This is a genomic window from candidate division WOR-3 bacterium, from assembly GCA_011052815.1.
Lineage (GTDB): Bacteria > Hydrothermota > Tepidihabitantia > SM23-42 > SM23-42 > DRIG01.
The window spans coordinates 50200-71881 of sequence record DRIG01000085.1 but is presented as its reverse complement, the minus strand read 5'-3'; the positions used below and the strand labels follow the sequence as shown (position 1 = coordinate 71881).

At 43.8% G+C, this 21682-nt stretch carries 18 protein-coding genes and 1 tRNA gene; 12 read left to right on the top strand and 7 right to left on the bottom strand.

Translation table 11 applies throughout. The features are described 5' to 3' along the window. Both ENI34_08005 and ENI34_08000 read left to right on the top strand, forming a co-directional pair. Positions 1-1107, top strand: a 1107-nt coding sequence (locus ENI34_08005) for a T9SS type A sorting domain-containing protein (GenBank protein ID HEC79065.1), incomplete at its 5' end; no start/stop codon positions are given. After that, positions 1083-2711, top strand: a complete 1629-nt coding sequence (locus ENI34_08000) for a T9SS type A sorting domain-containing protein (protein HEC79064.1) — start codon at positions 1083-1085, stop codon at positions 2709-2711. The genes ENI34_08005 and ENI34_08000, both read left to right, overlap by 25 nt. Positions 2712-2803: 92 nt before the next feature. Here the strand turns inward: ENI34_08000 and lepB are convergent, their stop codons facing one another. Then, positions 2804-3517, bottom strand: a complete 714-nt coding sequence (lepB, locus tag ENI34_07995; protein ID HEC79063.1) for a signal peptidase I — start codon at positions 3515-3517, stop codon at positions 2804-2806. A gap of 116 nt (positions 3518-3633) precedes the next feature. Here lepB and ENI34_07990 point away from each other — a divergent pair. From ENI34_07990 to nrdD, 10 genes are all read left to right on the top strand, one after another. Next, positions 3634-3709, top strand: a tRNA-Val gene (locus ENI34_07990). 55 nt (positions 3710-3764) lie between these two features. Next, the gene (locus ENI34_07985; GenBank protein HEC79062.1) at positions 3765-4481 is read left to right on the top strand and encodes a hypothetical protein; all 717 of its coding nucleotides are present in this window, start codon (positions 3765-3767) and stop codon (positions 4479-4481) included. Then, entirely contained in the window at positions 4478-4966 is a 489-nt protein-coding gene (locus ENI34_07980) for a ribonuclease HI family protein (protein ID HEC79061.1), read from the top strand. Before ENI34_07985 ends, ENI34_07980 begins: the two co-directional genes overlap by 4 nt. A 50-nt stretch (positions 4967-5016) precedes the next feature. Continuing rightward, positions 5017-6366, top strand: a complete 1350-nt coding sequence (locus ENI34_07975; protein ID HEC79060.1) for a Trk family potassium uptake protein — start codon at positions 5017-5019, stop codon at positions 6364-6366. Continuing rightward, positions 6330-7889, top strand: a complete 1560-nt coding sequence (locus ENI34_07970) for an amidohydrolase (GenBank protein HEC79059.1) — start codon at positions 6330-6332, stop codon at positions 7887-7889. The genes ENI34_07975 and ENI34_07970 overlap by 37 nt, the downstream gene beginning before the upstream one ends. A gap of 6 nt (positions 7890-7895) precedes the next feature. Further along, positions 7896-8687, top strand: coding sequence for a YihY/virulence factor BrkB family protein (locus tag ENI34_07965; protein HEC79058.1), 792 nt, complete (start codon positions 7896-7898; stop codon positions 8685-8687). Between the two features lie 191 nt (positions 8688-8878). Next, positions 8879-11320, top strand: a complete 2442-nt coding sequence (locus tag ENI34_07960) for a T9SS type A sorting domain-containing protein (protein HEC79057.1) — start codon at positions 8879-8881, stop codon at positions 11318-11320. A 45-nt stretch (positions 11321-11365) separates the two neighbouring features. Continuing rightward, complete coding sequence (locus ENI34_07955) at positions 11366-12766, top strand: T9SS type A sorting domain-containing protein (GenBank protein ID HEC79056.1); 1401 nt, start codon at positions 11366-11368, stop codon at positions 12764-12766. A gap of 95 nt (positions 12767-12861) precedes the next feature. Continuing rightward, entirely contained in the window at positions 12862-13338 is a 477-nt protein-coding gene (nrdR, locus tag ENI34_07950) for a transcriptional repressor NrdR (protein HEC79055.1), read from the top strand. After that, positions 13317-15743: an anaerobic ribonucleoside-triphosphate reductase gene (gene nrdD, locus ENI34_07945; GenBank protein HEC79054.1), complete on the top strand. Its 2427-nt coding sequence runs from the start codon at positions 13317-13319 to the stop codon at positions 15741-15743. The genes nrdR and nrdD overlap by 22 nt, the downstream gene beginning before the upstream one ends. Before the next feature lie 183 nt (positions 15744-15926). Here the strand turns inward: nrdD and ENI34_07940 are convergent, their stop codons facing one another. Genes ENI34_07940 through ENI34_07915 form a run of 6 tightly spaced genes read right to left on the bottom strand, consistent with a single transcriptional unit; the run spans position 15927 to position 21682 of the window. Beyond that, entirely contained in the window at positions 15927-16700 is a 774-nt protein-coding gene (locus ENI34_07940) for an acyl-ACP--UDP-N-acetylglucosamine O-acyltransferase (GenBank protein HEC79053.1), read from the bottom strand. Positions 16701-16731: 31 nt separating this feature from the next. Beyond that, positions 16732-17148: a 3-hydroxyacyl-ACP dehydratase FabZ gene (gene fabZ, locus ENI34_07935; protein ID HEC79052.1), complete on the bottom strand. Its 417-nt coding sequence runs from the start codon at positions 17146-17148 to the stop codon at positions 16732-16734. A 39-nt stretch (positions 17149-17187) separates the two neighbouring features. Further along, positions 17188-18045 carry a PHP domain-containing protein gene (locus ENI34_07930; GenBank protein HEC79051.1) on the bottom strand — a complete coding sequence of 286 codons (858 nt, stop codon included), beginning with the start codon at positions 18043-18045 and terminating at the stop codon, positions 17188-17190. An 11-nt stretch (positions 18046-18056) separates the two neighbouring features. After that, on the bottom strand, positions 18057-18881 hold the full coding sequence (locus tag ENI34_07925) for an AAA family ATPase (GenBank protein HEC79050.1): 825 nt from the start codon (positions 18879-18881) through the stop codon (positions 18057-18059). Positions 18882-18887: 6 nt separating this feature from the next. Beyond that, entirely contained in the window at positions 18888-20861 is a 1974-nt protein-coding gene (locus ENI34_07920) for a tetratricopeptide repeat protein (protein HEC79049.1), read from the bottom strand. Continuing rightward, positions 20861-21682: an AAA family ATPase gene (locus ENI34_07915; GenBank protein HEC79048.1), complete on the bottom strand. Its 822-nt coding sequence runs from the start codon at positions 21680-21682 to the stop codon at positions 20861-20863. Before ENI34_07915 ends, ENI34_07920 begins: the two co-directional genes overlap by 1 nt.

Sequence of the window (21682 nt, the reverse complement as noted above, 5' to 3'; positions counted from 1 at the left end):
GTAATTGTTGCACCACATTTGGCAGTGAGCGGTGGTGGGGGATATTTCTCCACGCTGCTCCCTGGTATGGTTTTGGATAAGTACAAGAATATCAATATCATCTGGGATGAAGACAGTGCAGGCAACAACAGAATGTGTTTTTCTAAACTTGACAGTGTAGGAATGCCCATTATAGAAAAATTATCAATATCTCCCGACATTTTCGATGCGTACTGGCCAGGAATTGGGGTGGACAGCATGGCAAACTGCCATTTAGGCTACCGTACGGACAGCGCAGGCGGTCCTTATTGGGACTGGTTGACCTACAGCAAAGTGGATAAAGACGGTACTATAATTATTGCTAATAAAATACTCGGATATGGGCTTTTTCCTGCTATTATTGCAGATTACTATCAGAATATCCATATGGTCTATACGAATTTTAGAGGTCCAGGTACAACAATAGAATATCTTAAACTGGACCAGGATGGCAATATTCTAATCGGCCCTGATACCATTAACTCGTCTGTATGTGTGGATAACACATGGGGACACATGGCTATGGATTCCTTACACTACCTACATGTTGTATGGGTGGCACATGTAACGCCTGTTTCTGATGTAATCATGTATGCAAAATTGGATACTTTGGCTAACTATGTGATCCCGCCAATGAGTATTGTACACTCTCCGTATGCAGTATGGCCATCAGCTCCACGTATTGCAGTCGATCGAAGTAATCGATTACATGTAACCTGGAATGATCAGAGATTGAATCCGGGAATCACCCAAGATATATTCTACAAGCGTGGCGAGAATGAACAGTGTATTAGTGACACCGTAATCAACAGATACGATCAATCATTTTCATTATCTGTATCACCAAATCCCTTCACAGACTGGACTTCAATATCTGTCTCGCTATCGGACGGAAATGAAATAGGTAAGCTTGAAATTTATAATGCAGTAGGACAAGTGGTAAATGAATACAAGCTTGCCGGACAGCATGAATCTGTCGTCTGGCGCGGTGTCGATAAGAAAGGAATTCAGCTTCCTGCCGGCGTATATTTTGTATATGTAAAGAACAACAAAGGACGGTCAAAATGTATGACAGTCAAATTAAAATAGAAAAAAATATACTTTTTCGTTTCTTGGTAGGTATTATTTTTGTTTGTGTTTTAAGTCACGCACAGGTTGAACGTTGGGTATATCAATTTGATGGTGGTGTAAATGGAAATGATGAGGCTATAGCGCTTATTCATAGCGTAGATGGCAATATATATGCCGCAGGATACAGCAGCGGTAACGGCACAGATAGTGACTTTACTGTTGTTAGTCTTACGTCTGGAGGCGTCGAACGGTGGGTGTATAGATATAACGGCCCTGGTGATTCACTTGATATCGCCCGAGCGCTCGTATGTGATCCTGACGGTAACTTATATGTTGCAGGGAGCAGCTACAACAACAATAATAATGATGTGATAATTATAAGCCTTGCCCCAGATGGAGCTGAACGCTGGGTTTATAGGTACAATGGTACTGGAAACGGTGATGACATAGCCAATTCTATTGTCTTGGGATTGGACGGTAATCTATATGCTGCGGGAGTGAGTTACGAGGCCGGCACAGAGGATGATTTTCTTATCATTAGCGTGGATACAACAGGAAACGAACGCTGGGTTTATACGTATGATTGGACAGGCGGGGGCGATGGCGCATATGCATTAGCTTATGGGGCTGATCACAACCTATATGCAGCTGGATATAGCTATCATTTTGGTGTAGTGCATGTATTCACAGTCATTAGCATTGACACAGCAGGTTCAGAAAGGTGGCTATTTAGAACGCAAGGTACTGGAGTAGTGGATGAGGCGGTGCAATCGATTGTATTTGGTCTTGATGGAAACATTTATGCAGTGGGGTATTCCCATTTATTAGATTTTACAGTAGTCAGTCTTGATACTGCGGGAATAGAGAGATGGACATACTTGAAGGGACAAGCCGGATTTAATGACCGTGCTCTTGACGTCACCTATGGTTCAGATGGGAATATTTATTCGGTTGGTTTTCTTGAAAACAATGGCACCGGCTATGATTTTACAGTCATTTCATTAACCGCTATGGGTGATACAAACTGGCTGTACGGCATTAATGGTTCTGCAAATGGTAATGATGTAGGGCAAGCCATTGTATATGGTGCTGATGAACATATATATTGTGCGGGCTGGATTATCGACACCAGTAGTGCAGAAGATTTTGTGGTGATTCGACTAAACACAACAGGTGCCGAAGAATGGAAGTACAAATACAATGGCGCCGACAATAACACAGATAAAGCAGCAGCAGTCGTATACGGACAAGACGACAACATCTATGTTGCTGGATGTTGTACGGATAGTGAAAATCTCGATTTTGTGGTGATTAGCCTGGACACAACAACCACCGGTGTTGATGAAAAACAGATACAGGCATCAGGCATTCAATGTGTTCATCCTTTTTCAACGTTTTTCACCAACAGTATTGTCCTGGAAGTAAACAACCCACCTTGCAATTTAGAGATTGTTCTTTATGATGTGCAAGGAAGAAAGAGATATGAAACCTTATTGTCTTCACCACCAACCGTTTTGGAAATCAATGATGGCGAAATTTCTCTTCTCCCCAAAGGAATTTATTTTCTAAGGATCAATATAAACAGTGTTGATCAGGAAGTCGTAAAACTCATAAAGATCTAATGGTTGTGCAATTATCAAAAAAGGATTTCAGTAAATCCACATAACAGTCGGATTTGGGGTCAAATCTCATAAGAAGTGGGAAGTGGAGTTAATTATGTAACCCGTCCGATCCTGGCAAAGCGGATCTCTTTCCAGCGCCAGATTTTCAGGATATCCAGAATACTGGTCGCCTCTCCACCGGGGTCAAAAGAAAAGTAGATAAACAGGGGTTTTCCTTTGAGATATTTCTTGTGTAACGGTCCCCAAAATCTTGAATCCATGGAGTTGTCGCGGTTATCACCCATTACAAAGATACAATCTTCAGGAACGACAACCGGTCCGAAATTATCCCGTACATACATACCGAAGATATCGAAGAGTTCGGCATCTTCCCATTTTTTTTGATACTTTTCCCTGTCATATTTAACCCCGTGAAAAACCCCGGGCTCCCTGTGCCATACATAAGGTTCCTCGACCTTTTTTCCGTTGATGTAAAGCGCTTTATTTATGACTTCGACCGTATCCCCCTCGACCGCCACGCACCTCTTTACGAAATCTTTGTTTTCAAACGGATATTTGAAAACGACGATCTCACCCCGTTGCGGAGTACGTCCCGGAATTATGGGAATCTGTATACCGGTAAACGGTATTGGAATCTTTATGCCGTAAATAAATCGATTAACAAGCAGGGCGTCACCCACAAGCAGAGTCTTTTCCATAGAACCTGTGGGAATCACATAAGCCTCGACAAAAACGACACGTAAAACCAGAACCACCCCTATAACGATGATCCAGGTATATATTTCTTTCTTAATCTTTTCACCCATAAAATATTATACATCTTTTCCATAACAAGTCAATGTCTGAAAGACAAAAGCCTTACCATTGAATCGCACCCTTGACTTCATTCGGAATTTAGATAAAATAGAGCATGCAAAATTTTGGGCGGTTAGCTCAGCTTTGGTTAGAGCGTCTGCTTGACATGCAGGAGGTCACCCGTTCAAGTCGGGTACCGCCCATTTCTCTACTTCCCCGACGACTGACAGATGAAGGATTTATAACAAAGGAACTCAAATGGAAGAAGTCCTGGATCTCCTTATAAAGATTCAAAAATTCGACGATGAGATAAAAGAAACCGAGACAAAGATAAAAGCCATCCCGGACAAGATAACAAAATTACAAAAAGAGATAAAAGAGGCGAACGATAATTTTAAAGAAAAAGAGAACAGAGTTCAGAACCTCAAGAAAGAATATAAAATGAAGGAAGGGGATATCGCCGAGAATGAAGCGAAGATCAATAAGTTGAACAGCCAGACCTTCGCGGTTAAAACAAATGAAGAATACCGTGCGATAATCAGCGAAATAGAGTTCTTGAAAAAAGAGAATAAGAGAATCGAAGACGAAATGATGTCTCTTCTGGAAGAAGAAGAGAAACTCAAGGATACTCTTCAGAATTCCAGGCAGGAGACGAATGAATATACTGAAGTGCGGAAAAAGAAAATAAGCGCCCTGGAAGCGGAAGAGAAGGAACTGAAATCGAAAGTGGCTGAAGCGAAGAAAAATTTTGACGAGCACTTCGAAAAACTTCCTGAGGACATCCAGAAGATGTATCGGAAAATAGAGAAGGTGAGAGGAAAGGCTGTATGTTTGATTGACAATGAAACCTGTACAGGATGTTCAACCATTTTAACCCCGCAATTCCTTAATGAATTGAAGAAAAGAAAAGAAATACTGCTCTGTGACAATTGCGGGCGTATCCTTATCCACGTCGCCTCCAATGAAAAAAAATAGGTTGTACGGTATTTAAAAGCCGCAAGGAGGTTCTTCTGCCGGAGCAGGCGATAGTCTATGTGGACGGTTCCTCACGGGGAAATCCAGGACCTTCAGGTATCGGTGTCGTGGTCTTCACCAGCCGAAAAGCGGAAAAACCCGTAAAAGAAATTTCTCAATATATCGGAATCACCACAAACAACGTCGCAGAGTACGAAGCGGTCATTAAAGCGCTGAAATGGCTTATCGAATCAAATATAAAGGATGTGATGATAAAGCTCGACTCAGAGCTCGTTTATAAACAGATAACCGGTAAATACAAAATCCGAACACCGCACATTGCGGTACAGGTGAAGAGGGTGAATGATCTCCGGAACAAACTGGACAATGTCTGTTTCACATTGATTCCACGGACCGAAAACAGAGCGGCGAATCGCCTCGCACAGAAGGCGTCAAAAAAAATAAAAATCACAAAAAGAAAGTTCAAACAGGACAAATTCATATAAGGAACCTGCACTTGACATCACCCGGAATTAGAATAAAATAGACTTAACCGATGAAACACTCAAAAGAGATTAATGCACCGAGAGTTCTTATCTTCGGGTATCTCGGTATTATCGCCGTCGGTACGATAATCCTGAGCTTACCGATTTCAACGACGAAAGGAATTTCATTCATCGACGCCCTGTTTACCGCATCATCTTCTCTCTGTGTAACGGGATTGATCGTTAAAAACACCGCTCTCGATTTCACCGTCTTCGGTAAATCCATCATTCTTCTCCTGATTCAGATCGGAGGCCTGGGTTATATGACCCTGTCAACCACTTTCTTTTTCTTCCTGGGGAAAAAAATTTCACTTCGCGACCGTGTGCTCTTCAAAGAATCGATCAATGTCCTCACTTTCAACAATCTGAAAAGATTCGCCTGGCGGGTGTTCAGAATTACAATCGTCTTGGAGTTGATCGGGACCGTCCTTTTCTACTTCTCTTTTTTAAAAAGATTCAGTCCCCTGACAGCCCTGGGACACGCATTCTTTCATTCTGTTTCATCTTTCTGTAACGCCGGCTTTTCGACATTCTCAGAAAATCTCAGTCTCTTTTCATCATCAATCGCGGTACCCTTCATCTCTGCCGCGCTCTTCATAATCGGAGGATTGGGATTCGTCGTCATCTCCGATCTCTACACGACATTTGTCAGACGGAACAAGAAAAGACTCTCCCTGCATTCAATCATCGTACTGCGGACCACCATCTTCCTCATCCTCTGCGGCACGGTCTTCATCTTCCTCTATGAAGGAACACGGAGTCTGGCAGGGCTTCCGCTTATTCAGCAGATCACGGTATCATTCTTTCAAGCGGTGACACCGCGGACCGCGGGTTTCAACACGTACTCGATCTCCCTCTTTTCTCCGATCACCCTTGTTATGTTGATGCTCTTTATGTTCATCGGTGCATCACCCGGAGGTACGGGCGGCGGGATAAAAACAACGACTTTTGTCCTGCTGTTGAAATGGTTGAAAGAACTGCTTCTCGGCCGTTACGGCAAAGATATTTCAAGCAATAAAAAAAGGATTCCCATTGAACAGTCGTACCGTGCGTTTGTAATCGTCTCCCTGGCGGTCCTGGTGATCTTCGGAGCGTTCACCATCATCATGATTCTTGAAAACGCAAAACCCCTGAAGGTTCTCTTTGAAGTCTTTTCGGCACTGGGTACGGTCGGGCTGTCTCTCGGTTCAGCGGTAAATCCTTCCTGCAGTTTTTCTTATGACCTTTCTTTTTTCAGTAAACTCATCATGATCTTCGTAATGATCACGGGAAGAGTGGGTACAATCACAATCGGCAGCGCTCTTTTAAGACCACACCTGCTGGAATACAAGTATCCGGAAGAACCGATCGTCATCGGATAACTTCCGTGACCCCGACTCTTTTACATAACGGCATCTTTCTGAATCCTGATCTCTCCGTTATCCCTGTTGTCGCGGTCCTGCTGAAAAACGGGACGATCGATGAACTCTATTATAAAAGATCAAAGCTTCCCGGTTCTGTAAAGAGAATAGACCTGAAGAGGAATTATGTCCTGCCGGGGTTCATCGATTGCCACACCCATCTCATTTCAAGGGGGATAGAACTGCAAAGACTCGATCTCGAAAAGTGCCGATCGCTGAACGACTGCATTGAAAAGATAGCCGCAGCCGCTGATGAATATCCGGAAGTCGTCTTCGCCTCGAACTGGGATGAAAACAACTGGAGGGAACGTTCAATCGACCGATTGAATAAATCCTTACTCGACAAAATTTCAAAGAAAAAACCGATCGTCATGCGTCGCATCTGCGGTCACTGTGCAGTGGTGAATTCCCGGGCACTGGAGATGATTCCGGAAAACCGCCGTATTGTAGACCACAGAACAGGATTTTTATATGAAGATGCGGCGCTCAATTTAAATGAAATATTCAAACCGTCGAAAGAGATGCTGTTCAGGGCGATAAAGCTCGGCACCGCTGAAGCGCTCCGAAAAGGGATAACGTCGGTGAATGAAATCACCGACATAGAACGCTTCGTCCTGCTCCAGGAGATGAAAAAAAGGAGCGGGTTGAAAATAAGATTTGCGGTCTATATTCTTTTCAAGTATTACAAAGATGTCCTCGCCGCCGGGCTGAGAACAGGATTGGGTGATGATTTCCTCAAATTCTGCGGGATAAAAATCTTTCTTGACGGATCGATCGGCGCCAGAACCGCGGCACTCATCAAACCATATAATAATTTAAGATTCAGGGGCAAGATACTCCTTTCATCCCGAAGATTGAAAAAAACAATAGAAACAGCCGAAGAAAACGGGGTTCAACTTATGATTCACTCGATCGGAGACCGAAGCACTGAGCAGATCGTAGATATCTTCGACCGGATCATGAAGAAACAAAAAGACTCAAAGAAAAAGAATCCTCTGCGCCACAGGCTCGAACATGTTGAACTCATAACCGATTCTGCCCTGAGCAAGATGGCGAAGTTGAATTTAATCGCCTCGATGCAACCGAATTTCGTCCGTCGATGGCAGCAGCCCGGCGGAATGTATGAAAAAAACCTCGGCTCAAGATATGAAAAAATGAACGCCTTCAAATCCATGAAAAATTACGGAATAAAGGTCGTCTTCGGTTCGGATTGTATGCCTATGGGTCCGCTCTTCGGCATGCCGGGTGCCTTTGAGCATCCCTTTACCCGGGGCAGGCTCAGCCGCCCGCTTGCATTCAAAATCTATACGAAGGAAGGAGCCTATGCCACTTTTGATGAAGATAGAAAAGGAGCCTTGAGAAAAGGGATGCTGGGGGATTTTGTCGTTCTGGACAGATCTCCGAAAGACGAGAAGAATTTCGAGAACATCAGAGTCATAATGACGCTCGTCGGTGGAAAAGTCCTTTACAAAAAAAAGCGGTGACGTCCGATGACAAAAAGAATTACCTGGTTCTTTTCCCGTGCGTATCAAAAATTCAATAACGACAGATGTCCGCTCCTCGCCTCCGCCCTTGTCCACGCCACCACCTTCAGTCTTTTCCCCCTCATCCTCGGATTGCTCTCTTTCTCACTCTTCATCCTCGGCTCTTCTGAAGAGTTTCTCAACAAAATATTACCTTTTCTGAAACAGGTATTTCCCGTGGGAATCGACGAGATAATAAAAAACATCTCGGCGATAAAACAGACCTCCATCGTCATCGCGATCATCGGTGTCATCGGCTTCTTGTGGGGTGCGGCGAGTATCTTCCGTGCCCTGGAATCAACCCTCAATGTAATCTGGAAGGTAAAGAAGGACCGCCCCTTTTTCAGAAAAAGCCTCCTCACGATCGGCTCGGCGTTTCTGGTATTCATCCTGCTCATCGCCTCGGTGGCAGTGACGATCTGGATAAACGCAATCGGAGCCGGCGGTCTTACCCAGTATATCAGGGAATTCAGCATCCTCTTCAGCATCATCCTCTTCGGTCTGATATACTGGCGCTTTCCGAATCGAAAGATTAAAGTTAAAGAAGCATTCGTCGGTGCCGTGTTCACCGGGATATTCTGGGAAGCGGCAAAGCATCTGTTCACCTTTTATATCACGAGGGTGGTCGATTATTCAAAAATATTCGGCTCGTTATCCGCAATCATCATTCTATTTTTATGGATTTATTATTCGGCATACATCTTCCTGTTCGGTGCCGAACTATGTTATGTCTACGCCCGTAGAAAAATATTAAAATAAATCCTGATTCCATCCTATTAAATCCGACCATTTTTGTCGACCGATTTCTCCCCTATTCTACCGGTGTCTTTTAAGTCGTACCTGAATTAAAAAATCTTGACAACACGAAAAATTTTGTTATTATTAGCAGTAAAAACGGTAAGGGTTGAAAAATTATAGAAAAGGGAGGATCAAATGACGTACATAGCAAAATGGTTTATTGCCATTGGCATTATTACAGCTACACTATGGGGGGGGGGTATACGCTTGATTATTCTCCTATAGAATTCTCTTTTTATAAAGAGAATGGCTTTGACCGAATAAGGTCACCGAAGTTCAACCTTCATGGTGAACCCGGCACACCTGAGTTGCCAGCAGTATATCTTAATTATATCATTCCTCCGAATGTAAAGGCAGAATCAATAATTGTATCTCACTTCCAACTGACTCAAATCCCTGGTGAATATCTAATCTATCCAGCTCAACCATCAAGGATTATTGGTGAATCTCTCCCCTGGGTTCCACCGGATACCATAATTTACAATTCTGACAGCTTCGTCCCCGACAAATTTATAAAGATAAGCAATGCAGGAGTGATGGATGGTGCCCGGATAGTGACGATTGAGTTTCGGCCTTTGCAGTATCGTCCTAAAACAAAGCGGTTGTATTTAGTACGTTCGGTTCAGTTTGAATTTATCTTTAGCCAAAGCAGTCTTCCTAACCTGAGACCTCAAATCCGGGGTAGATATGAGCAAGCGGTATATGATGCGGTAATAAGGTATATTATTGAAAATGATTATGAGGTTCCCAGATATTATCAAAGTCCAACAATTGTTGAGGAGAATGAAATTGGCACCCTAGCACCGGTACCTGGTGCCCCTGGAGTAATAATTGCCCCGGTGGAATTTCATAATGCTTTCCAGCCCTATGCAGATTGGATGACTGACCAAGGCACGAAGACAATACTGATTACCCCTGAATATATTTACTCGCACTTCGAAGGCTGTGATAACCCTGAGCGTATAAGGAATTACATAAAATGGTGCTATCAACATGCTGGTGGGACATATTTTATTTTAGGTGGCGATCAACAGTTTTTACCGGTAAGATACTGCTATCCGTGTTCTTCTGATCTCTGGTGGGGACATCCTGGTTATCAGGTACCTACGGATTTCTATTTTGCGGAACTTACTGGCAATTGGAATGCAGATGGTGATGAAAAATGGGGAGAACCGACATCGGATGATTCTGTTGATAAATATGCTGAGGTATTTGTTGGTAGAATTACGGCATATAACACTGCAGAAGTAACTAACTGGGTAAATAAAGTATTTACTTATGAAAAAACACCCGGAAATTACAATCTTACAGCAAGCTTATGGATAAGAAATACAACTGTCTCTACTGGTGACGCCTGGGAGATATTCCCTCCCAGTTTTGATCATATTTGGCTAAATGACTGCAATCCGGATGAAGTACTTGAATTCTTGAACATAGGATTTGGTTTTTGTCATCAACATTGCCATGGCACTATCACCACTTTCAAACCGAAGGCATGGCAGAAAGACAGCGTCTGCGGCTATATGGAGGAGCAACCTAACTCTTACGGTGCGGGGTTAAACTTCCTCGATAATACCAATGAGTACTATGTAAATTATTCAATTGCTTGCTACAATGGTGGATATGACACTTTGGGAGTTTTTAGTACTACAATGAGAAATAGTGACACCTGTATCTGCGATGGGTTTGTTGATGCATACTCGAATAAAGGTGCTTGTGCATTTCTCGGTAATACACGGTTTGGCTGGGGTCCTAATTATTCAACCGATCTTGAATATGAATTTTACTCTTCTTTATTTTCTCCATATATTGGACCTTATCCACCAGAACCATCGCTTAGCCGACTTGGAATATCTGAGGCGCTATCAAAGTGTGGTCAAAGAATAGACTGGGAATATATGACTACAGGAACACCGATGCGTATTTTCCCTTATGTCTTTGTTGCATACACGCATACTCTTTTCGGCTCACCCTACACCGAGGTATGGACCAACCAACCAAGAAATTTTTCTGTAAGCCATATGCGCAGTATATTTACCGGCGTTCAATATCAATTCCAAGTGGAAGTCAAAGATGCTGAAAATGGCGCCCCTGTAGTTCATGCAAAGGTCTGTTTAAACAAACTAAACGACATCTATGAAGTAGGCTATACCGATAATAACGGCAAGATAATATTCACTATTACCGCCCGGACACATGGTCAGCTCAAAGTAACGGTAACCAGAATACACGATAATAATACATCTATACAATATTATCCTTCAGAAACATACTGCCAAGTTTTTGACGCAAGCGAAGGAGGTCAAACCTTCCAAACCGGCCAAATTACACCAATCTCACTTTGCATTACACAGATTCCCACTTATGCAAAACAAAGCCTTACTCTAAAATTTGGTGTTCCAAAAGTTGGCGATATTACGATCTCTCTTTATGACGCTACTGGTTCAAAAATAGGAAGTTCGATAATGGAAAATCTTATCCCCGGTTTCTATCAACAAGAGATTAATGTCAAAAGCTTTTCCAACGGAGTTTACTTCATAGTTCTCAAACAGAATAATGAGCAGGTTGCCCGAAAGTTTCTGCTTATAAAATAAAAAATATGCCTGCGCTGTTTTTTATATTTAATTTGGCAGATTGAGATGTTGAAATTCATTATAATGATGATACTAATCTTCGTCTTTGGGTTTGGTCAGATAAACTGGGAGATGGAAACCGTGGATACTAGTCCCGGCATGGTTGGCTATTCTAACTCTTTAGCCTTTGATATCAATGATATCCCTCATATTATCTATGCCATTACTCAAGTTGACACCAACTTGATTATGCACGCGTTCAAAACTGATTCTTACTGGCAAAAAGAAACAGTTGACGTCTGTTTTGCTGGTGGCCCATATTGGGGATTACCTTACTATGGTGTCTCATTGACGATTGGTGATGACAATAGATTGCATTCAAGCTTTTATCGATATGATTCATTGAATAATAGGACTGATCTCTGTTATGCATATCGTGATACATTATTGTGGACAATTCAGGTGCTTGACTCGATGGCTGGAACAATATCCTGGGTACCAGGGTATCATACCTCCATTGTCCTTGACACCTCTGGTTATCCAGGGATTGCATATTCTTACTGGAACTTTACCGATTCTGTTCAGTATATAAAATACCTGCACTACAACGGCGTAAACTGGAATTCTTTTATTGTCGAAGACAGTTGTGTCTGCTGGGACTATGGAGTGTCATTAAAAATTGATAAAAGAAATCAACCACATATCGCTTATTATCAACTCGATCCTGATTCAATGAAGTATGTCTATTATGATAATCAATTAAATACCTGGGTTATTGCCTATCATCAAGATGTCGTTGCGGTGAATTCAAATGCATCTCTTTCATTGGTGCTCAATTCACAGAACCACCCGGGGATTGCTTACTCATTTCAAGGAGAATCTATTGTTTATTCCTGGTTCGACGGAACTTTCTGGTATACTGATTTCGTAGGCGGTGCAGGTTTTTGGGAAGTGGCTATCGGTCTCGATTTAGACAGTCTTGAAAATCCTCATATTGCTTATACAGTTGAATTTAACTTCTGGCTTGAGTATGCCTATAAAGATACGGTCTGGCATTTATGTGGACCTCATTATGGCGCAATGGGTAACGTGTGTTTGAAATTGAACGGCAATTCCAATCCCCATGTAAGTTATGACGGAGGGCTTCTCAATTATGCGTGGGGTAGCTTTGCAGGTGTAGTAGAGAAGCAGTTGAGTCCGCGGAATAAAAAATGCAGAATAAGGGTTTTTCCGAATATTTCTTCTGGTGTACTGAATACTGAATACACCCTGCCGGTTAAAACAAAGATTGAATTATCACTATATGATATTTATGGAGCAAAAATAAAAATATTTGAGAATAGCATCTCATTACCAGGGAGTTATCAGAAGATGATAGATATAAGTAGCTTTTCCAACGGAGTTTACTTCATAGTTCTCAAACAGAATAATGAGCAGGTTGCAAGAAAATTTTTGCTTATAAAATAAAAAATATGCCTGCGTAATCTTACCCCTTGACAAATCTTAAATTGTGGCTATAATTAGACAATGACTCTATATATAGTGTTGTTAGGGGGTAAAAAATGAAATGTCCAAGATGCGGACAGGATGGAGACAGAGTCTTAGAGACAAGAACATCACAGGCGGGCTCCGTGGTTCGAAGAAGAAGGGAGTGCACCGCCTGTCATTTTCGATTTACCACTTATGAGACGATCGAACGGATGCCGTTGGTCGTCATAAAAAGAGACGGTACCAGGGAACCCTATGACAGAACAAAACTTCTCAACGGTATCGCAACGGCGTGCCGTAAACGTCCAATATCAGCGGAGAAGATTGAAGCCATTGTCAACGATATTGAAGACGATCTCTCTGACCGATATCAAACCGAGATAAAATCAGCGGAGATCGGTAGAATGATTTTAGACCGCCTTCTGGAGGTCGACGAAGTCAGCTACGTCAGATTTGCATCAGTCTATCGTAAATTCACCAATATCGATAAATTCGCAAAAGAGCTGTCAAAAATAAAGAAGGAGCGGAAATGCAAGAAAAGACGCAGGTAAGAATTGGAATTTCCCAGGAAATTCCACAAGAATTGGTTTTTCAATATGTCAAAAAAAGGAACGGCGAGACCGTGCCGTTCGATAAATCCAAAATCGCCAATGCAATATATTTAGCCGCCCGCGCAGTGGGAGGAGAAAACAAACAACTTTCCGAAAGGCTGGCAAATGAAGTGGTGCTCTTCCTCTACACCCTGAAAGGAGACAAGACGCCTGAGGTCGAGGAAATTCAGGATGCAGTGGAAAAAGTGCTCATTGAAAACGGCCATGCACGAACAGCAAAGGCGTATATCCTTTATCGGAAACAGAGGGAGATACTCAGGAAAAAACGGCTCTTGAAAAAGAAACCCGAAGAACGGGAAACAACCGATTATGCGCTCTTTGTCCGTACTTCGGATGATGATTTCGTCTCCTGGGATCGCCATAAAATCATCGATGCGCTGCAAAATGAGACAGGGCTGGAGTCCGAGCTCGCCGAAAAGATCGCCGAGGAGACCGAGGAGACCATATTGAATTCAAACGTCCACCTCATTTCATCCTCTCTCATCCGGGAAATTGTCAACGTAAAACTTATTGAACACGGACTGGAAAACTCACGACTGCGCCATACGAGATTGGGTGTACCCATATTCGACGCAGAGAAAATAATCCTGTATGCGAACCGTGAAAACGCCAATATCCCCCATAATCCCGAAGCGACCAATATGACCATCGCCGAAACCGTAAAGAAACAATATATGCTTTCCGAGGTATTCAGCCGCGACGTCGCCGACGCCCACATTCGGGGTGATATCCATCTGCACGACCTCGGTTTCGGCGACCGACCTTACTGCTCAGGTCAGTCCCTGGAATATGTGAAAAAATTCGGTCTGAACCTGCCGAACGCCCTGTCGATTGCAAGACCGGCGAAACACGCCGACACCCTGCTCGCCCATATGGTGAAGTTCTCAGCGGCGCTTCAGGGACACTTTGCAGGAGCAATCGGCTGGGATGCAGTGAATATCTTCTTCGCTCCTTTTCTTACGGATATGAATGACCGTGCGATCCATCAACTCGCCCAGATGCTGATATTTGAATACTCCCAGCAGTCAGTAGCGCGCGGCGGCCAGGCGATCTTCTCCGACCTGAATCTTTACTGGGAGATTCCAAAACACTTCCGGGATGTGGAAGCAATCGGTCCTGGTGGCGAGTACACCGGCAAGAAGTACGGCGAGTATTCAGAAGAAGCACAGCGTTTTGCCTGGGCTCTGTTTGATATATATATGGACGGTGACGGTACGGGCAGACCCTTCTTTTTCCCGAAACCCCTGGTCCATATCACCGAAGATTTCTTCAAGACCCCGGGATGGGAGGATTTCCTCAATCACATCTCAAATGTCAGTTCTGTGAGAGGTAATACCTATTATGTCTTTGACCGCGGAGAAACCGCCAAAATATCCGAATGCTGCAGATTATCCTTTAAACTCGAAGAATCAGACCTCAAGGACGCCCACACACCCTGGAAGATGCGCTACACCGCCCTGCAGAATGTAACCCTCAATCTGCCGCGTGCCGCTTATCTGGCAAAACACGACGATGAGCTGCTCTTCAAAAAACTGGATGAACTTCTGGACTTCGCCGTAAAGGCACATATCCAGAAAAAGAATTTCATTGAAAGAATCATCGCCCTGAAGGGTGAAGGGCCGCTCGCACTTTTGACCATGGAAAGAGATGGAGAACAATACCTGCGGCTCTACCGCGCGACCTATCTCATCGGACTCCTCGGTTTGAACGAACTCGTCCAGTTCCACACCGGTAAAGAGATGCACGAAGATGAAAGCGCACTCCGTTTCGGTCTGAAGGTGCTGGCATATCTGTATCTACGAATCAAAGCGCTCTCAAAAATCCATGATATGCGTCTTGTTATGGAACAGACTCCGGCGGAATCCGCCGCCCACCGCCTCGCCCGTCTGGACATCGAACACTTTCCCACCGAGGCATCCGGAACCGTCAAAGGAAATCTGGAAACCAATTCCATATATTACACCAATTCGACGTATCTCAATGTCGGTGTTCCGATAGACCCCATTGAAAGGGTGAAGGTGGAAGGTAAATTCCATGATCTGATAGAAGCCGGCGCCTTAACCCATGTCTGGCTCGGTGACACCCAGCCGCCCAAGGAGTCGATTGCGAACTTCGTCATAAAGACGTTCAGAAACACCAGAAACGCCCAAATCGCCTTTTCACCGGAATTCACCACATGCAACGACTGTTTCAAGACTTCCAGAGGTCTGCGCGAAAAATGTCCTTTTTGCGGAAGCACCTTTGTTGATCATATAACAAGGGTCACCGGATATTTCACAAAAGTCTCGGGCTGGAATAAAGGGAAGAAAGGAGAGCTTAAAGACCGTTATCGGTCGAAACTATAATCTTTCTCTCCATTACATCTCTTGACTAATAACTTCTATCGAGTATAATTGAATCGAAAGGAGGTTCTGATATGCCGTGCGGCAGAAAGAGAAAATTGAAAAAGATTAAAAAACATAAATTGAAGAAAAGACGCAAAAGAGATCGCCATAAGAAAAAGTTGAGATAGAATTCATAAATCCATCTTAATCAGATATTTTAAGCAATATGCCTCGTTCTGAGGATTCAATGAATTTCACCATTTCCAGGGTGAATTGATCCTGGTTTTTTTTCTTCTTTAATAGCTCAACGCACTCAGAGATGTTCTTCGCCGAATTATACAAAAAATTAAAGAGCTCTTTTATCGTCTCGATGTCAGCCGCTGAAAACGAATGGAACTTCAATCCCCTTGTATTCACTCCATAGATCTTCGCCCGATTTCCGCGTGCCAGGAGATAAGGCGGCAGATCTTTATTCAAATAAGACTTCGCACCGAGCATCGCATATCTGCCGACCCGACAGAATTGGTGGATCCCTGCAAGCCCGCCGATATTCGCAAAGTCAGCAATAGAAACATAACCGCCAAGCTGGGAGCCGCTCGAAATGACGGTGTTACTGCCGATTGTGATATTGTGGGCGATATGAACATAGGTCATAATAAAATTATTGTCGCCGATCACGGTCTCGCTGTTCTCTCCCGTTGCTCGTGAAATCGTGGCGTATTCTCTGATTATATTATTGTTTCCGATGATACAACGGGAATATTCCCCTTTAAAGTGATAATCCTGTGGATCGACGCCGATCTGAACTCCGGAATGAATCCTGTTGTCGTCGCCGATCACGGTTCCGTTTCTGATCACAACATGACTTCCGATTATATTGCGGTCGCCTATCTCGACATCATCCTCGATAAGCACATAAGGACCGAACACCACAGACCGTCCGATTCGGGCTTTTTTACTGATCAGGGAGTTGTTCATATTATTTATAAATTGAATAACGGAATAGAAATTAAGTCTTTATACCCGCAAGGATAACCGCCTCACACACGGTCTCGTCACCGACCTTTGCCCTGCCTGAAATCTTAACGACCTTCCCTCGATCATGGATCACCTCGGCTTCCATAAGGAGTGTATCACCGGGTTTGACGATTCTCCGGAACCTCGCCTTATCAATCCCCATAAAAAGAGGAATCGCCCCTTTATATTTCCGCAGAAGCATAACCCCGGCTGTCTGAGCGAGTGCCTCGACAATCAGGACCCCGGGCATTATCGGTTCCTGAGGGAAATGGCCTGCAAAGAAGAATTCATCAGGGCGGATGTGTCTTTTTGCAACTATCCTCTTATCCGCGATTTCAATAACTTCATCGACGAACAGAAACGGCGGCCGATGCGGTAAAATCTCTTTTATCTCTTCTATATTCATAATGGTTTCTCCTGCTGTTTGTTATTAAATATTCTGTATCTGTCAGCCGCTCTTACAGATCTCCTGATGATGTCTCTTCATCATAAGAACATCATCCTCACTGCATCCGATGCAACCGATCTGAAAACCTCCGCGTCTGCCGTGGCAATCAGAACCACCGGTCATCAACAATCCGTTCTTCAAAGCAATCTCATAAAGCTGCTGCTGCCACTTTTGATTGTGTTCAGGATGCCATACCTCTATTCCCTGCGCGCCGTGCATAATCAGTGAATAAATAATCTGCTCATCATTTATCGTACCGGGATGTGCAATCACCGGAATACCGTGACTTCTCTTTATTCTATTGATAACCTCTTTCGGATGGACATCCTTTTTAGGTTCATAATAGGGCAGGCCGTAGCCCAGATAGCGTGAAAATGCTTCGTTTATTGACCTGACATAGCCGTTCTCCACAAGCACCTCGGCGATGTGCGGTCTGCCCAGGGAACAGTTCTGGGCGACGGCTTTAATCTGTTCAAATTCAAGTTGAATACCGTCATCCGAGAGTTTCTTTATGATCCTCTTCACCCTCTCGATCCGGTGTTTTTTGAAATCCTCTAAGTATGCAAGGAGCTCTCCATTTTTATAGTCAATATAATATCCCAGAATATGGATATCCAGATATCCGATATTCGAGCTCATCTCCACCGCCGGGATAATCTCCACGTCCCCCCGGGCGAGGGTGAATACTTCACCGAGTCCGGATACAGTATCGTGGTCCGTAATCGAAATGACCTTCAACTCCAGCTGTTTACAGATATTTATGATTTCGAAAGGTGTCAGAGAGCCGTCTGAATATATTGAATGAATATGAAGATCAGCATAACAATTCTTTTGTAGGGAAAAATTCGGCTTTTCCAAACTTCTCTCGCTCAGCTTTCTTGTGCAGCAAGTCCCAGATCTTGAGATACATCATCGATTATTTTTTGATCGACTATCTGTTTCTTCAGAAGAAAACCTTCCAATAAAGCATTATCACATATCGCATTGATTGTACGGGGAATGCCTTTTGAATAAACGAATATTTTCTTCAGGGCCTCTTTTGTAAACAAAGGTTTTGTGCATCCGGCGACGCGCAGTCGATGAACGATGTAATTATAGGTCGCATTTTCGTCGAGGGCGTCGAGAACACAGCGGACAGCAATCCTTTGATACAACGGAGGATCAAGTTTCAAATAATCCTCCATCTCAGGTAGGCCGAACAGGATAAAGTTCAAAAGCTTGCCGCGTTCTGATTCCAGATTAAGCAACCCTCTGATCTCTTCCATTATCGCTTTCTTTTGAAGCATGTTCGCTTCGTCGACGAGAATCACGACCTTTTTGTTCTTACCCGTCAAATCGAGCAACCGGTGGTATACAGCAGTTATTATGTCGATCTTGTTTTCGGAATCCACCGGTGTTTCGAGCATAAGTGCTATCTTCTTTAAAAACCACAAGGAAGTGATTTCCGAATGGATTATAACAAGAAGCGTCGCCTCGACATCTTTGTCGATGAGCTGGTCCAGAAGACGACGGGACAACGTCGTCTTACCCGTTCCGATATCACCGATAAGAAGCGCCAATCCCTTTTCGGTCTCAACCGCATGCGACAATTTTATCAACGCCTTTGAGTGTTGCGGGGAATCATAATAAAATTTTTCATCTGTAGTGAAACTAAAGGGGTGTTCTTTTAATTTATAAAAACTTTCGTATCCCATAGTTTTTTATAAATATGTTATCTTTGACTTCTTTGCCGCAACTTTTTTGGTCTTAACAGCCTTCGCGGCTGTTTTCTTCTGAATCTTTCCAGGAGCAGGTTTTTTCTCCGCCTTTTTCATCACGGCAAGATATTTTTTCTTCAATTCATTGATCTTCTTGGTCAATTCAGGAACCGTTTTATCAATCTTGAACGCCGCCATATAATGTTTGAGTGCGGTCTTCATATCACCCTTATCTTCGTAACAATTACCGAGCATGAAATAGATCCCGAAGTATTCCTTTGTTGGACGACCCGTCACCTTCAACGCCTCCTGAAGCGTTCCGATCGCCTCATCGATCTTACCCCTCTCCAGAAAACAGGAACCGATCATCTCAAGCGCCTTGAGTTTAAGCTCCTCGTCTTTACTGGCGATCTCGAACTCTTCAATCGCTTCCTGATACAAACCCATTCCTTTATATGCAACCCCGAGATCATAGCGTGAACGGAAATCACCTTCGCCGATCGACTCAAAAACCTCCCGCCTGAACTGCGATACAAGCCCTTCAATACTCTGCAAGCTCTCGGATTTCTTCTCATCCGCCATTTCAGCCCGCAACACCTCACCGAGATCAATGAAATCCTTGGGCTGTTCGAACGCGGCGTACATCTCTTTTGCAGTAGTGTTGTCCGGATCGAGTTTCAAAACTTTCTTGTATACGGCACGGGCTTCACTCTTCGCCTCACGCCGCATCAGAGACTCAGCCAGGTCAAGCAGAGAACTTATTTCAAGCTCTTTATCTTTTTTTATCTGGGCGATCTCGACCATATGCTGCCGCGATTTTAAATCAAACGGCCGTAGATCGGCGATCTTCTTATTAAGAGTCAGGGCAGTATCATAATCCTTCTGCTCCCATGCCTCTTCAGCGGCGTTTCGAAAACAGTCCACGGCTTCTTCTTCTGACCCCAGATTGAGATAAAGTTCACCGAGTTCAATGGTTTTATCAATATCAGAAAGGGCTTCGGGCGGTTCTTCTTCCACCGCGACCTCTTCTTCTTTTTCCGGCTCAGATTCCGGTTCACGATCGTCTTTCAGTAATTCCGCTACCTCAGGAGAAACCAGGTCTTCCAGTGAAGGCTCAGCTTCTTCTGATTCTTCTTTTACTTCTTCCTCCGCCTTCACTTCAACCGACTCTCCGACGTCTTCCTCCTCCACTTCTTTTTCCACCTCAACCGCTTCTTCGACCTTCTCTTCAGCCGGTTCCGGTTTTTCGATCACCTCTTCTTTTTTCACCGGCTCCTCTTTTACCGGCTCTTCTTTCACCGGCTCCTCTTCTTTTACCGGCTCTTCGGGCTCTGCCGCCTCTTCTTCCTCCGGTTCAACCTTTTTCTCTTTCTCTTCTTCTTTTTTCTCGACCTTCTTCTCTATCTTTTCCTCGGCGACCAGGGATTCTCTGAGTTTCTCCTGCTTGGTCTCCAGCTCATGCGCCTCTTTTAAAAATTCAGCTCCTTCTTCTTTCTTTCCGACCTTTTCATAGATGGCGGATATCGTCTCAAGAATTTTGGGATTGTTGGGAACCAGCTCTTTAATCATATTATAGGTTTCAAGGGCGGATTCCACATCATTGGCTTTCATCTTTCTCTCTGCATATTCCAGGAAGTAATTGGCTGCCTCTCCCCGTTGATCCAGCTCTTTATGAAGTTCACCAAGCAGCCCGTATACCTCTGTTCTCTCTTTATCCAATCTCAATATCTTCTTGCAGAGAGCGATGGCATTGGGAAAGTATGTTTCTTCTTTAAAGACCCTGGCGCCTCTTTCATATATATCGAGGGCGTCTTCTTTACGGTTAACCTTGATATATAAATCACCGAGTTTGTTAAATAATGAACCCTCTTTGGGGAAATCCTGAATAGCCTTTTCTAATTCTTCTATGGCTTTCTTTACATCACCCTTTGCTTCAAATTCAGCAACTTTTCTTTTTGCTTCACCAAGTCCTGACATTATTCAAATTTTAAACCCAAATTTGTAACCACTCTTTCGATAATCGACTCATCAATGGTCTGTTTTCTCTGTACATAACCCTCTAACAGGGCATTATCACTGGTGATGTTCACAAGCCGCGGCCTGCCGTCTGAATAACGGCAGATCAAATCAACCGCCCGTGGTGAAAACAGTTCCCGGGTTGCACCGGCGATCTTCAATCGGTGGTTGATATATGCCCGGATCGTATCACTGCCCATCGGTTTCAACTTAACCTTGACTGCAATACGCTGATAGAGTGCCCGGTTTGATGCTAAAAAATGTTCCAGCTCAGGAAGACCGCTGAGGATAAAAGAAATCAACCGTGTATCAGCAATCTCGAGATTCAATAACCCGCGAATCTCTTCCAGTATCTCCTGACTGCGGAGTTTATTCGCCTCATCGATTATAATCACCGTCTTCTCGTTCCTTCGATAAATCTCATGGAGCCTCTGCGATATCCGGTTTATTATCTCGGTCGTCGAGCTGCCGAAATCCCTCAACCCGATCAAATTCGCTATTCTGGTAAACAGCCAGCCCGGTGCAAAATCCGAATGGGTCAAGACGATCAAACCGACCTGGTAATTACCCAGCGTATATAATTCATTTAAAATCTTACGCGACAACGTCGTCTTACCTGTTCCTATTTCACCCAAAAGAACAGCCAATCCCCTTGTGCCACGAGCAGCATGAATCAAATACTCACGTGCCAGAGCGTGCTGAGGGGAATTAAAATAAAATTTTGGATCAGGATGATTAGCAAATGGTTCAAATTTTAGCCCGTAAAATTCCTGATATCCCAC

What these genes read in the sequence shown, in the direction of transcription:
- nrdR (HEC79055.1), top strand. Translation starts at nt 12,862, where the DNA reads ATGAAATGTCCAAGATGCGGACAGGATGGAGACAGAGTCTTAGAGACA.
- ENI34_07985 (HEC79062.1), top strand. Translation starts at nt 3,765, where the DNA reads ATGGAAGAAGTCCTGGATCTCCTTATAAAGATTCAAAAATTCGACGAT.
- ENI34_07925 (HEC79050.1), bottom strand. Translation starts at nt 18,881, where the DNA reads ATGGGATACGAAAGTTTTTATAAATTAAAAGAACACCCCTTTAGTTTC.
- ENI34_08000 (HEC79064.1), top strand. Translation starts at nt 1,083, where the DNA reads ATGTATGACAGTCAAATTAAAATAGAAAAAAATATACTTTTTCGTTTC.
- ENI34_07965 (HEC79058.1), top strand. Translation starts at nt 7,896, where the DNA reads ATGACAAAAAGAATTACCTGGTTCTTTTCCCGTGCGTATCAAAAATTC.
- ENI34_07940 (HEC79053.1), bottom strand. Translation starts at nt 16,700, where the DNA reads ATGAACAACTCCCTGATCAGTAAAAAAGCCCGAATCGGACGGTCTGTG.
- ENI34_07975 (HEC79060.1), top strand. Translation starts at nt 5,017, where the DNA reads ATGAAACACTCAAAAGAGATTAATGCACCGAGAGTTCTTATCTTCGGG.
- ENI34_07920 (HEC79049.1), bottom strand. Translation starts at nt 20,861, where the DNA reads ATGTCAGGACTTGGTGAAGCAAAAAGAAAAGTTGCTGAATTTGAAGCA.
- nrdD (HEC79054.1), top strand. Translation starts at nt 13,317, where the DNA reads ATGCAAGAAAAGACGCAGGTAAGAATTGGAATTTCCCAGGAAATTCCA.
- lepB (HEC79063.1), bottom strand. Translation starts at nt 3,517, where the DNA reads ATGGGTGAAAAGATTAAGAAAGAAATATATACCTGGATCATCGTTATA.
- ENI34_07960 (HEC79057.1), top strand. Translation starts at nt 8,879, where the DNA reads ATGGTTTATTGCCATTGGCATTATTACAGCTACACTATGGGGGGGGGG.
- ENI34_07955 (HEC79056.1), top strand. Translation starts at nt 11,366, where the DNA reads ATGTTGAAATTCATTATAATGATGATACTAATCTTCGTCTTTGGGTTT.